The sequence below is a fragment of the Paenibacillus sp. YN15 genome (assembly GCF_003285005.1).
GTDB lineage: Bacteria > Bacillota > Bacilli > Paenibacillales > NBRC-103111 > Paenibacillus_AR.
The window spans coordinates 1-13155 of record NZ_QMFA01000072.1 but is presented as its reverse complement, the minus strand read 5'-3'; the positions used below and the strand labels follow the sequence as shown (position 1 = coordinate 13155).

The 13155-nt window shown below is 46.3% G+C and carries 10 protein-coding genes; 6 read left to right on the top strand and 4 right to left on the bottom strand.

Annotated features, from left to right (window positions below; all coding sequences use genetic code 11):
* The first annotated feature begins 89 nt into the window (after nt 1-89).
* A complete protein-coding gene (locus DQG13_RS29770; RefSeq protein ID WP_113023834.1) occupies nt 90-1169 on the top strand; it encodes a helix-turn-helix transcriptional regulator in 1080 nt (359 codons plus the stop codon).
* On the opposite strand, the gene DQG13_RS29765 is transcribed toward DQG13_RS29770, so the two are convergent.
* The 4 genes from DQG13_RS29765 to DQG13_RS29750 form a co-directional block, all read right to left on the bottom strand.
* Nucleotides 1162-1830: an ABC transporter ATP-binding protein gene (locus tag DQG13_RS29765; protein ID WP_113023833.1), complete on the bottom strand. Its 669-nt coding sequence runs from the start codon at nt 1828-1830 to the stop codon at nt 1162-1164. The two genes, DQG13_RS29770 and DQG13_RS29765, sit on opposite strands and share 8 nt — an antisense overlap.
* Nucleotides 1830-3074, bottom strand: a complete 1245-nt coding sequence (locus DQG13_RS29760) for an ABC transporter permease (RefSeq protein WP_113023832.1) — start codon at nt 3072-3074, stop codon at nt 1830-1832. The genes DQG13_RS29765 and DQG13_RS29760 overlap by 1 nt, the downstream gene beginning before the upstream one ends.
* A 5-nt stretch (nt 3075-3079) precedes the next feature.
* Entirely contained in the window at nt 3080-4168 is a 1089-nt protein-coding gene (locus DQG13_RS29755) for an ABC transporter permease (RefSeq protein WP_113023831.1), read from the bottom strand.
* 355 nt (nt 4169-4523) lie between these two features.
* The gene (locus DQG13_RS29750; RefSeq protein ID WP_113023830.1) at nt 4524-4823 is read right to left on the bottom strand and encodes a hypothetical protein; all 300 of its coding nucleotides are present in this window, start codon (nt 4821-4823) and stop codon (nt 4524-4526) included.
* A 211-nt stretch (nt 4824-5034) separates the two neighbouring features.
* Between DQG13_RS29750 and DQG13_RS29745 the strand changes: the two genes are divergently transcribed.
* From DQG13_RS29745 to DQG13_RS29725, 5 genes are all read left to right on the top strand, one after another.
* Nucleotides 5035-7287 carry a helix-turn-helix domain-containing protein gene (locus DQG13_RS29745; protein ID WP_113023829.1) on the top strand — a complete coding sequence of 751 codons (2253 nt, stop codon included), beginning with the start codon at nt 5035-5037 and terminating at the stop codon, nt 7285-7287.
* 174 nt (nt 7288-7461) lie between these two features.
* Nucleotides 7462-9117 (top strand): type 2 periplasmic-binding domain-containing protein, encoded by a 1656-nt coding sequence (locus DQG13_RS29740; protein ID WP_113023828.1) that lies wholly within the window; start codon nt 7462-7464, stop codon nt 9115-9117.
* Between the two features lie 41 nt (nt 9118-9158).
* Nucleotides 9159-10079, top strand: a complete 921-nt coding sequence (locus DQG13_RS29735) for an ABC transporter permease (RefSeq protein WP_113023827.1) — start codon at nt 9159-9161, stop codon at nt 10077-10079.
* A 23-nt stretch (nt 10080-10102) separates the two neighbouring features.
* Nucleotides 10103-11005, top strand: coding sequence for a carbohydrate ABC transporter permease (locus DQG13_RS29730; RefSeq protein WP_113023826.1), 903 nt, complete (start codon nt 10103-10105; stop codon nt 11003-11005).
* Between the two features lie 81 nt (nt 11006-11086).
* The gene (locus tag DQG13_RS29725; RefSeq protein WP_181593093.1) at nt 11087-12919 is read left to right on the top strand and encodes a heparinase II/III domain-containing protein; all 1833 of its coding nucleotides are present in this window, start codon (nt 11087-11089) and stop codon (nt 12917-12919) included.
* Nucleotides 12920-13155 lie beyond the last annotated feature (236 nt).

Genomic DNA, 13155 nt, shown 5'->3' with positions numbered 1-13155 from the left:
CTTGTCCGATTTTCAAAGGTTTTAATGACTACTAACTGCTGTTTGCATCGCTAACGGCGAAGAGCCTAAAAAGAAGAGGGAGCTTGCCCATGTCCAAGTCCAAACGGCTTATGGAGCTGATGCTAACGGTTCACCGTAAACGTTCATTCACCGTGAAGGAGCTGGCCGATGAATTCGGCGTATCCTCCCGGACCATGCTGCGGGATTTGCAGGAGCTGGGCGAATTGGGGGTGCCGCTGTATTCGGAGGTTGGTCCCCATGGAGGCTATCGGCTGCTGAATGAGCGGATGCTCCCACCCATTGCGTTCAGCGAGGAGGAAGCGGTTGCTGTCTTTTTCGCCAGCCATGCCCTCCGGCATTACCGCGATATCCCTTTCCAAACGGAAATTTCCTCTGCCCTGCAAAAATTTTACCTGCATATGCCCCAGGATGTCCGCAATAAAATTGATGAGATGCGGGATCGGGTGGATTTTCGGGTGCCCTATCGAAGCCAGGCGTCGCCATTCCTGAATGTGCTGCTGCAGGCGGCGATCCAGCGGCAGGCGGTTCGTATGGGATATGACGGAAAAGCGGGGGTGGAGGAACGGGATATTCTGCCCGTTGGCATCTATGCCAGCAACGGCTTCTGGTACTGCCCGGCCTATTGCCTGAACCGGCGGGATTACCGGCTGTTCCGCTGCGACCGGATTAAAGAGGCAGAAGTGATCGCGTATGAAGAAGCCAAGGAGCCGGAAGTGGAGCAGGTCCACCTGGGAAATTGGGAGACCGCCCACGGCAGAGATTCGGAGATGGTCGGCATCCATGTGGAGCTTAGCCGGGAAGGCTGCCGGAGATGCGAGACGGAAATGTGGCCCCAACCCCGCATCCATAAACGGGAGGACGGAACCGGGTGGATCGAAAGCCGGGTTCCCAAGTTGGACATGGAATATTATGCCCATTATTTTATGGGGTTGGGGATGGAGGCTTATGTATTGCAGCCTGCCGAGCTGGTGTCATCTATCAGGCAACTGCTGGCGGCTATGGCGGAGAGATATGGGGGGGAAATGATGGAAACTGTGACCGTTGACCGAATGATAATGAGAGCGGCTATGGGGATTCCGACGAATCAACGGCTCCAACGTGGACAAAATCTGCCGCGGGACGGCAGTGTTTCAGATAGCTTCATTTAATTAATGTTCCGTCAACCAATTCAATAATCCTGTCGCATTTATGGGCAATTTCCAAATCATGGGTTACAATGATGATGGTTTTTCCTTCTGTATGCAGCTGTTGAAGGAGGCTCATAATTTCTCCGCCTGTTTTTCTGTCCAAGTTCCCGGTGGGTTCATCGGCCAAAATGAGCTCGGGCTCTCCCACCAAAGCCCGGGCGATTGCCGTCCGCTGCTGCTGCCCACCGGATAATTCATCCGGAGTTTTATAGGTATGTTCCTCCAGACCTACTTTTTGGATGTATCGTTTTGCTTTGGCAATCCGGTCCTTATGGCGTAATTTTCGATAGGTAAGGGGGAGGACGACATTTTCCAGAACAGAATAATCTTTTAGCAATGCAAAATACTGGAAAACAAATCCGATCATTTGATTTCTTGTTTTATGCATGCTGCGTTTTCGGATTTCGGCCAGAGGCCTGCCGTCCAAAACATATTCGCCTTCCGTTGGTGAATCAATCAACCCTAATATATTCAGCAGAGTGCTTTTTCCTGAGCCTGAAGGCCCCATAATGGCAATCATTTCTCCGCGGTGGATATTCAGATTGATCTCATGCAAGGCATATGTAGGATGATTCCGGCTTCCGTATACCTTGTTTATATTTTTTAATTGGATTAACTCCATTATTCCATTCCCCCAATCATTGCTTTTGGCTCCAACTTGCTAACGAACCAAAACACAATAAAATTCGATATAACCATGATCAAAAGGAGAATCAGAAATACAAGGAAAAGAATGACCACATTCAGTTTGAAGTCTAGCGGACTTGCTAAATCCAGGCTGCTTGCATACTGCATCAACCCGTTGAATTTCCATTTGAAATGCAGAAGCGATAACCCCATGCCCGTTATGCCAACAAGAAAATTCTCCAGTGCAATTTGGCTGTAAATCCCATATTTGCTTTCACCCAATACCATTTTAATACCGAAGTCCCGTTTTCTGATCAAAATAGAGACAATTGTTGTTACCAGGATTCCCATGACTGAGAAGAGCATAAAGGCTGCGCCAAGTATGAGTTGAGGAAGTTCCATATAAGCATTTGCGCGTATATTGTGGCGTACATACTCGCCTAAATTTTTCAAGGTTAATGAATCATTCCCCGGAAGCTGGAGAATTGGATTGAACTCCTCCGGATTTGAACCTTCACGCAGCTTTAGAATCATGCCATTGTTTAATCTTCCGAACATGGATTCCAGGTTAGTAGTCCTGTCGTTAGGCATAGGAAGGATCATCGCTTTATCCAGTTTAAGGTACAAGTTGGACATATTATTGTTAACGATGTATTGGTCACGCAAAAATCCAATGATCACATACTGGTCATTTATTATATCGCCAGTTCTAAAATAAGATTGAAAATAAGGGCCAACCAGGACATTTATTTTTCCAGCGCTATTTGTTGTAAAGTCCTGTTCCTCGAAGCTTCTACCTTCTGCTAATGGAAGTTTAAAGGTCCGGCTATAATTCTCATCTACAACGATTCCATTGATGCCGATATGCGAATGCGATTTAGTCAGTTCCTTAGCCATCTTGCCTGGGAGATTTCCCGCAACGTTATCCAGGAAGATAAACTGTTCCTCATAAGTACCATATCCGATTACGTTGGGATGATTATCCAAATCCTCGTAAATTTCCCTTACCCGCTCCATATTTACATTTCTGCTATCCGGTACGCCGGTGAACTTTTCAGGGATAACGAGATAGGTACTGTTCATATCCAGCACAGACTGATGGCTAAGATAATATAAGTTATAGAATACATTGGCTGAGCCCGTTATGGTGGATAAACCATAGGTAATTTGAATAAGAAGAAGCAATGAAAATATCCATCGTTTTTTGAGACCCATGATTGCGCTTTTTAATTTCAGCATAAGGTTTACTCCTTCAACGCCTTGGCCGGTTCGATTTTCATAATATGAAGAAGCGGTATAACAGAAGTAGCGAATGCTATGGCAACGGTTATCAGGATACTGATGGCAATACTGTTCATGTTTAATCCCACGTAATAATAAGTAAGATTATAAATATTGGCGCTGAGCTGGTTCAATAGCCATAATACGATGGTCGAGCAAATTGCGGCCGCAGAGGCGCATATGAACAATTGGCTCACGATATACTGAAGCAGATTGAGATTTCCGGCGCCAAGAGCTTTCCTCAAGGAGATTTCTTTTTTCTTCAGGAAAATCCAAAGGTAGCTTACATTGATGCAGTTAATCAGTGCGATCAGCACAAGCTTATAGGGGTAACTGAGGATTTCTTTTACGCTATCCCTTGTGTTTTTTTCTTTCTTGTAGTTTGGTCCTTCATTCGTTACCTTTGCGTTAACCTCCGGGTTAAACTGTTTCATTTGTGACATAAAACGGTTGATTTCATTCTCCGGATTCCGGTTGGAGCGGACAATGAGCTGAATCGCGTTTTGATTTTCAATTTGATGCTTTAATGCTTCCGGCATTTCACGAAGAAATACATAAACATTTAAATTATACTCATTCCCCATATTCAGACCGGCAACGCCTTTAACCTGATACTGCCGGTCAAATAGCGTTAGCGTTCCTATGGTATTGGAAATCAGTTTTCCGGCTATAACAGAAGCGGAATCATCAGGCTGCAAGGCTGCACCATCGATTAAAGGGGGAGACCATAGTTTATCGTTCAGTAATCCGGTAACCTTGGCATAGCCGAGTTTCGGGATAAGTGTGCTCATATCGCTTGTTATTACGTTAGATTGTTCGTAAGCAGCTTGTGCAATTTCCTGAAGCTTGTCCAACCCCACTGATTGGATATTGGTCAGTTGCACGGAATAATAGTATTTGAAAAATCCGTTTTTGGAATGGTAGAATTGTTCATCGTAATATTGTTGGGTCGAGATGGCGATTTGCGTGGGTAATATTGTGAACAGGAATCCGATAAAAAGCATGAAGAAAATGCCTTTGTTTGCTGCAATATCCCGAACCGTCTGTCTCATAGGAACCTCCGGTATTGTTGGGTGAAGGCTACATTAATTTGCGGCTGCAACCCCAATATACCATTCGTTTTCCTTCTATAAACATTTTAAGTATATTTTTTATAAAATATTTATAAAGCTTCCTTATATGTTTTGGGACCCGTCCACTTATTCCCAATCAGGCTCGTTTTTCAACCTCTTTTCAGATGGTGCAAGATCCGCGGCAAGCGGGGAAAGTCCAACACAAGCTCATGGATGTACTGTTTAGGGCGGCTCGTATGGGATATGAGGAAAAAGCGTTCTATCAGGCAACTGATGGCCGCTATGGCAGAAAGGTATGGGGATGAGAAATAAACGCGTAGGCCCTTCCGCCCGTTCACAGGCGAAAGCGGCGGATATGGTCGTGAAGCTGCTCCTTCTCCAGAATTTCCTTCTGCTTCGGGCCCAGCAGGTCGAAGTGGGGGTAGGAGGAATGCTCATGAATATAGGCCGGATTCAGGCCGTGGCGCAGGCACCATTCCGCCAGCCGCTTGCGGTCGGAGCACCCTACCTTGGTGACGGTGCGGACGGAGGGGAACCGGGGGTCTGTCCAGTAGTGGGTCAGGAAGGCGATCTCCCCGCGGGAGACCGCTTCTTTCCAATGCTCAAGCTCAGGGCGTTTCACGCCGAAGGCCACTGGAATCACCGCCTGTCTGATGGATGGAACCAGTGTACCGCTAATCGGCGGCAGGATCAACTTTAGCGAAGGGGACATCTTAATCCAGCCGTATAATTCTTGTACACAAATGTCTGTTAATTTAGTAACATAAAATGAGACAAAGAAAAGGGCAGTCAGGAATTTTGCTAAAGGGGGATTTTTATTGGATAGACAAAGAGGCCGCGGAATCATGATGATTTTAGCCAAGCGTTTGCTGAAGTATTTTTCTTTGCTGGCTGTTTTGCTGCTTATGATTACACCGTTGTTCTATACCTCCTATGCCTTGGCCAAACAATCGACCATTGAACAAAGCCAGCTTAGGTTGAAGGAGGGGATGGATTTTCTGGAAGCCCAGATCATCAAGGCCCAGGAGATCACCAATATTTTAAGACAAGAAGACTCGTTCAAAAGGCTGTTCTTTCTGGAGGGATTTCCTCAACCCGAATATTACGTGGACATGAATACGCTGCACACCAAGCTGAAAAGCCTTTCCTTGACCCAGGATATGCTGTCCAATGTTTACATTGCGTTCCGAAATAACCCGGTGTTTATTTCGAACTACACGCCTTCGGATAACTACCGGGTTGCATACGGACAGTACTTTCAATATTCCGGTATGGAAGTTGGCCAATTTCATGAAATGTTGTTCGAAAAGAATGAAGGCGTCAGGATACTGCCCGCGAAGAAAACGCTCTCAACATACTATAGCCGCGATTATTTCGACGGAATAACCGTAATTCTCAGCAATTCTTATTTTTATGGTACGGACGAAAAAAGTGTAATGGGGATTGTTTTGAACCAGGCGGATATTCTCCGCAGTGTAATGTATGAAGAAGACTATATGAGTCATTTTATGTACATGACAGATAGCGCAGACAACCTGCTGCTTGCGCATAATTACAACGGGGAGAAACCGGAGGACTCCGCCGACCTGGATGAAATTACCCTGCCTTCGGGAAAATTCATGACGCTTACCTACACAACGAAGAAGCTTGGGCTGAAAACCGTGGTGGGCATTCCGATGAGCGCATTTCAGAAAAATGTAAATTCCATTCTCCAATTGGTTACACTCTATATTGTAATCGGAACCTTCGTCATTATTATCCTGTCGATGCTATTTTCGATGAAAGAAACGTTATGGCTGAAGAGATTGCTGGAAGCAGCGGCCAAGTCAACCAATACCATGATCAACACAGGCAATGAATACCGGTATATTAATAATGCCTTTTCCAAAATAAGCACCATCAATCAAGAACAGTTGGATAAGATCGAGACTTTGAACAGCTCTGTGAAAAATTCCGTGCTTAAGCACCTGCTTATTCTCGGTGTCCACACAAATCAGGAGCTGGAGGAAGCGCAGAGCTACTTCGGAAATCGGTTTGACCGCTTCTGTATCGCAAAGCTCGGCTTCCGGCATCATGAATCCGGCCAAGCCACGCGTTCGATTCAACAAGGTTTTATTATCCGGATAGAGGAAAACTTCAAGTCGGCAATCAGCTATGAATACGCTGTGGTCAACTTTCATTCCGATGAAGTAATATTTATTCTCTTTCTTGATGATAATGTCCATTTGGACAAAATAAGGGAGCAGCTGTCGGAGCTTATCAGAATTATGGATAATGCCGAGGCTGTTATAATCAGCATTGGGCTTAGCCCGATTACGAGCGGCATCAAGCATGCAAAAACAGCCTATCAACAGGCCAAATATGCCCTGAGTATGAATGAGAATGTGATATCTGGCCGGTTATACACCTTTGATGTGATTCCGGAACAGACCGATAAGCAAACCTTCGATATGACCCTGTTGCTCAAACTTCACGATGCTCTTTTGTCTGGAGAAAAAACCATTGTGGAACGGATGTTTGCGGATAGCATCAACAACATGATCAGGCTGCATGCCGATGAGCAGGAGCAGCTTCAGGCATTTTTTCTGTTTAGACAGGCGGTCTCCAATGCTCTGGGAATGATTGCGGACGAAGGGGTTCTGGCAGATGGAAAATGGGGGTTGGCATTGCCCAAGTATGACCAGGTTAAGGATACCATTCGGCTGTTCCATGAACTGAAGCAAACAGCGCTCAACATAAGCGAATATGTCAGAATGAACAAGAAAAGCAATAATGAAAAGCTCAGAGCGGATATTCTCGCTTATATCGGACAGAACTACGGGACAGTGACCTTGTCAGCAAGCAGTATTGCCGCGGATTTATTGATTTCGGAGAAGTATGTGTTTTCCTTCATCAAGGAGCAGACCGGCAAAAGCCTGGGAAAATATATTGAGGAAGTCCGCTTGAATCATGCGGAATGGCTGCTATTGGAAACGGACTACTCCAACGGGAAAATTCTGCAGCTGTGTGGATTTGGCAGCGAAAACACCTTTTATCGGGCATTCTCCAAGAGGCATGCTGTGTCTCCCACGGCCTGGAGAGAGATGAACAGAAAATAATTGCAGAAATTCTTACGATTTGGGGGTCCGGAAGTAAACTGACAGTGCCCAATCTGACGGGATGACAGGGGAAAAAGGAAATGCCTATTTCATGAATTTGGGGAAAGCGATATATTGTAAGCGGTTACCGATAACAAAAGCAGGTTGTATTGAAAACAAAAGGAGGCGTTGAGTTTGAAGAGAGAATGGAAGGAAAGGGCAAAGCGTATCGGCTGGGGCTCAGTTGCTATTGCATTAACAGGAAGTCTGCTTGTCGGATGCCAGACCAATGGCGGCAAACAAGATGGGACGAGTCCCTCAGCTACCACCGGTGCGGAGGCTAGACAGAAATTAACAGTAGCTGTAACCGCCAATCCCAATGTAGAGGATTATGAAACAAACTACTTTACCAAGATGATTGAAAACGCTATGAATGTTGATTTGGATTTTGTAGTATTGCCCAGCAATGTGAATGAGGCCAAAACCAAGCTGTCCCTGATGATTTCTTCCGGAGAGAAACTGCCTGACATCATTAACTTCTATTTGGATTCCACAACCATTAATGATTACGCGAACAAAGGGGTTATTGTAAAACTTGATCAATATTACAAGGATTCGTCCCTGGCTGTTAATTTCAACAAAATACCTGATAAAGATTATGTTTTTACCAAAATGAAGCTTTCCAACGGCAGTGTGTATTCACTTCCCAAATATATACCGTTGGACTGGAATGAAGGACCCAACCGGGCATGGATTAACGCGGAGTGGATGGAGAAATTGAAGCTGAAGACTCCCACCACCACCGACGAGCTGTACGAAGTGATGAAAGCGTTTGTTGATCATGACGCCAATGGCAACGGCAAGAAGGATGAAATCGGCATTATCGGCTCCAAGGACGGTTGGGCGCAAAGGCCCTTGGTATTCCTGATGAATTCGTTCATTGAGGCCAATCCGGACCGGAGCTTCTTCTATCTGAAGGATGGGAAGGTTACGCCTGCGTTTACCCAGCCTGAATGGAAGGAGGGTCTGGAGTATATGAACAAGCTGGTGAAGGAAGGGCTGCTGTCGCCGTTAAGCTTCACGCAGGATCAGACTCAAATGAAGGCTCTGATTAATGTGAAGGGCGGTATGGCCGGTGTTGTAGCCTCCGGGAGCTATAGCGCATTTGATCCGGCTCAGTTGGAAAACAAGATGACTCTTCTGGCTCCGGTTAAAGGACCCAAGGGTGTGGCGTACTCCCCACGGAATGCCACATTGCCGGATAAATTGTGGTTGATTACCAAGGATGCGAAGAATCCCGAGCTTGCCTTTAAAGTGGGGGATTACCTGCTGGGAGCTGGACCTTCCTACGTGAGCCGCTATGGGGAGAAGGGTGTGGATTGGAGCGATGATCCTGCCATTGTTGCCGAATATACAGGAGATTTCGAAAAAAGCGAAGGAATCAAAGCCAAGTACGCTGTTCTAAAACCGCAGATTTGGAACAATCCGCAAAACAAACATTGGAATCAAATGGCGCCCGGTTATTTGCCCCAAGAAACGGCCAAGGAAACAGGCACAATCAAAAAAGGAGATACTACGGCAACCCCTGTTTGGCAGCCTATCTATAACAAGCTTTATGTGCCTTATTTTCCTAAAAATCCGATTTCGAGCTTTAACTTCAGTCCTGATGAACTGAAAAAGATTGCAAACAGTAAAACGACCATTGATCTTTATGTGAATGAAAGCGCCGTAGCCTTTATTACCGGGAATAAGCCGATAACCCAATGGGAGAATTATATTAAAGAATTGGAGAAGATGGGCTTGGCTGACTATATTGCAGCTTCTCAAGCCGCATATGACCGTGACAAGTAAATTGGGGCGGCAATTCTATGACAGACAGGTGGAGAGGCAAGATGACATCATCCAACTTTAAGAGGGATTATTTGCAGAACTGGCAGCTATACTTGTTTCTATTGCCCTCGCTTTTGTTCATTATGATCTTTGCCTATATTCCGATGGCAGGGGTGCAAATTGCCTTTAAGGAGTATGATTTTAATCTGGGTGTCTGGGGCAGCGAATGGATCGGCTTTGATAATTTCCGGCGCTTTTTTGACTCGTACCAGTTTTCTGCAATTTTCTGGAATACGATTGCCCTGTCCTTTTATGTCTTGGTTGCTTCCTTTCCATTGCCGATTATTCTGGCTTTGCTGCTCAATTCCTTTCCAGGAAAAAGATTCAAAAAATGGGTTCAATCCGTTTCATACATGCCCCACTTTATTTCCACTGTGGTCATTGTCGGGATGCTTATACAACTATTCAATCCCAGGACAGGGGCCTTCGGAGCATTGTATACCTTTCTTACCGATTCTATGCTGCCTGATGCTTTTGGCAAGCCGGAGGCCTTCCGGCACCTGTATGTTTGGTCGGGAATCTGGCAGGGTATAGGCTGGAGCAGCATTATCTATATCGCTGCGTTGTCCTCTGTGGACGAGGAGCTTCATGAAGCCGCCCAGATTGACGGAGCTTCACGTTTTCAGAGAGTGCGGCATATCGATTTTCCCTCCATTCTGCCGACTGCCACCATTCTGCTTATTCTAAATGTGGGACATATCATGGATGTGGGCTTTGAAAAAGTATATTTAATGCAAAATGATTTGAATATTTCCAAAAGTGAAGTGATCTCAACTTATGTTTATAAGGTGGGCATGACCATCGGTTCAGGGGATTTTTCCTTTGCCACGGCTATCGGCCTGTTCAATTCCATGATTAACTTTGCACTCTTGATTACGGTTAATCTGGCATCCAAAAAATTTAGCAACTCCAGTCTTTGGTAGCTTGCGGAAAGGAAGAGAGGCAGATGGCTGCGACAGGAAAAAAAATCAGATACTCCAATTCCGACCGCATTTATTTCTCTATTTCAGGCGTTTTGCTGACTATACTGCTCATTCTTGTATCTTACCCGTTGATTTATGTCTTATCGGCATCCTTTTCTTCGGGCAGCGCTGTATCGTCGGGGAAGGTGATGCTATGGCCCGTTGAGTTTACCCTGGAAGGCTATAGAGCGGTATTTAAGAATAAGGATATTGTCGGCGCGTATCTGAACACCATTTTTTATACAACGGTCGGCACTATACTGAATGTTTCTATGGTGATGACATGCGCCTATGCTTTATCACGGCGTACCTTGAAGGGCCGCAACCTGTTTATGTTCATTTTTACATTCACCATGTTTTTTGGAGGAGGTCTAATTCCTTTTTACATTCTGTTGAAGGACTTAAGTATTCTGAATACAAGATGGGCAATGATCCTGCCTGGCGCTTTATCGGTTTACAACATGATTATTGCCCGCACCTTTATCCAGTCCTCCATTCCCAATGAACTCCTGGATGCGGCCAAGATAGATGGCTGCAGTGATGCCAGATACTTCTTTTCCATTGTCCTGCCCTTGTCGAAGGCGGTTATGGCCGTCATTGCCCTGTTTTCTATGGTCGGTCACTGGAATGCGTACTTTAATGCCCTGATGTTTCTGAATAATAGAGACCTGTATCCGCTCCAGATCATTCTGCGGGAAATTCTCATTATGAATCAGTTTGATCCGACTATGATTATAGATCCCGAGTTGCAGGCGGCCAATGCGCAAGTTGCTGCGGTTCTGAAGTATTCGCTTATTGTGGTAGCGACTGTACCGATTTTGTGTGTATATCCGTTTGTTCAGAAATATTTTGTCAAGGGTGTTATGATCGGCTCCCTGAAGGGATAAAGAAAGATTGACGGGAAAGGATGATGGGCTATGCTGAGAGCATGTCTCGAAGCACTTCCCCAGTCTTGCCGGAGAAAGCTTATGGAGGAGCCTCTGGCTCCTTTCCCCAGGGCCGGCGACAGAAGGCCATGGGAAACCGTTCCAGGGAGCTTGCGGGAAAAATGGCTGTGTCAAGCGGAGGAGTTGATTAACTTTCCATGGCCGCTCATAACGGCAGGGGATTATCTGCAGTTCAGGCGAAATGGCAACCGCAGTGCCTTCGAAGCTGTTTATTTCCAGCGCCGGAGCGTTCTAACCTCGCTTGTGCTTGCGGAATGTCTGGAGGGCAAGGGGCGTTTTCTGGAGGATATCATCAATGGCGTATGGCTCATCTGTGAGGAAAGCTCCTGGTGCATTCCTGCCCATTTGTACATGTCCGTCCGGGGAGGAGAGGGACTTCCCCAAACAGAGGAGCCGATTATCGATTTATTTGCTTCCAATACGGCAGCTCTGTTGTCCTGGATCGTATATCTGTTGAAGGAACAGTTGGACGCCTGTACGGTTCTTATTGCGGAGAGGGTGCGCATAGAGGTGGACCGGCGTATTTTGAGCCCCTATCTGGCAAGGGATGATTTTTGGTGGATGGGCTTTCACGGAGCGAAACCAAACAATTGGAATCCGTGGTGCAATTCCAATTGCTTGACTGCCGTCCTGCTGCTGGAGAAGGATCGGAAGCGCAGAGAGAAACTGCTGCAGAAGATTGCAGACAGCATTGACCATTATCTGGCCGCTCAATATTCTGATGGCGGCTGTGACGAGGGAGCCTCTTATTGGAGTATGGCGGCAGGGAGCCTGTTTGATTGTCTGGAGCTTCTCTATCTGGCCTCCGATGGAGCATTAAATATTTATGATAAACCTCTTATCGGCAAGCTGGGACAATACATTTGCAAGATGTTTATCGATGACGGATACTATGTAAATTTTGCCGACGGAGAAGCCAGGCTATCCCCGGATTATGCTCTCATCTACCGGTATGGGCGAAGAGTGGGCGATGCTTCCATGAAAGCGCTGGGGATATATGGACTGAACAGACGAACAGGCACAAAAAGTGTCAAAACCGGTCCGGTATTTATTTTTCGCGAGTTGGCTGCAATGTTTACCAGCGTGTCGGAAAAGGAGCCTTCGGCCATCGAGCTTTACCCCCAGGAGGCCTGGCTGCCCGCAGTTCAGGTGATGACCGCCAGAGAGCAAGCCGGGTCTTCCAAGGGTTTGTACGTAGCGGTTAAAGGCGGGCACAACGATGAAAGCCACAATCATAATGATATCGGCCAAATCTCCGTTTATCTGGATGGGCGTCCTGTTCTGATAGACCCTGGAGTGGGAGTGTATACGGCTCAAACCTTCAGCCCCCGGCGGTATGATATCTGGACCATGGGATCGAGCTGCCATAACGTTCCTATAGTGAACGGGTTTGGGCAACTGGCCGGACGGGATTATATGGCTCAGGATGTGAAATCCTTTCTAACAGATTCGGAAGCCTGCATATTCCTGGATATGGTTAAGGCATATCCCATTGAGGCTGATATAGTGTACTGGAGGAGATGCGTGACCCTCCACCGGCCTGGGGATGCCTATATTGAGCTAACGGACGATTACAGCCTTGGATCGGCAACTGTTCCCGCTGCCTGGACCTTTATGAGCTGCTGTGTTCCCCAACTGGAGGAGGGGCGGATTATACTGCGGCATGAGAACGGCCCGGGAGTCTCGTTGAGCTACGATGCCAGTATGCTGGAAGCCAGCTTCACGCCAATTCTGTTGGATGACAGTAAGCTGCGCGGAGCTTGGGGCGAGAAGATCTACCGTCTCCAGCTTGTGCTGAAGGTTAAACGAAAGCAGGCGGTTATCTCTTTTACCTTTAAAGCGCTGCCCCAATAATAGTAATATTGATGTGTCTCCACAAATACTATTTAACCAAATATTAATATTTTTATGCTTAATGTAAATATATGTAATAATATTGAGGGATTATCCCACGGTAGTACCGGAACAATCTGAATCCGAGCAAGGTGGAGGAGTAGCCGCTCCCTTGCAGAAAAGCCGCCCCCCGCGGCTTTTTTTCATTATGGCTTTAGCCGGTTGAGCACGCGAAGCGTGGGAAACAAAAAACCACC

What these genes read in the sequence shown, in the direction of transcription:
- DQG13_RS29725 (WP_181593093.1), top strand. Translation starts at nt 11,087, where the DNA reads ATGGAGGAGCCTCTGGCTCCTTTCCCCAGGGCCGGCGACAGAAGGCCA.
- DQG13_RS29745 (WP_113023829.1), top strand. Translation starts at nt 5,035, where the DNA reads ATGATGATTTTAGCCAAGCGTTTGCTGAAGTATTTTTCTTTGCTGGCT.
- DQG13_RS29770 (WP_113023834.1), top strand. Translation starts at nt 90, where the DNA reads ATGTCCAAGTCCAAACGGCTTATGGAGCTGATGCTAACGGTTCACCGT.
- DQG13_RS29730 (WP_113023826.1), top strand. Translation starts at nt 10,103, where the DNA reads ATGGCTGCGACAGGAAAAAAAATCAGATACTCCAATTCCGACCGCATT.
- DQG13_RS29735 (WP_113023827.1), top strand. Translation starts at nt 9,159, where the DNA reads ATGACATCATCCAACTTTAAGAGGGATTATTTGCAGAACTGGCAGCTA.
- DQG13_RS29755 (WP_113023831.1), bottom strand. Translation starts at nt 4,168, where the DNA reads ATGAGACAGACGGTTCGGGATATTGCAGCAAACAAAGGCATTTTCTTC.
- DQG13_RS29765 (WP_113023833.1), bottom strand. Translation starts at nt 1,830, where the DNA reads ATGGAGTTAATCCAATTAAAAAATATAAACAAGGTATACGGAAGCCGG.
- DQG13_RS29760 (WP_113023832.1), bottom strand. Translation starts at nt 3,074, where the DNA reads ATGCTGAAATTAAAAAGCGCAATCATGGGTCTCAAAAAACGATGGATA.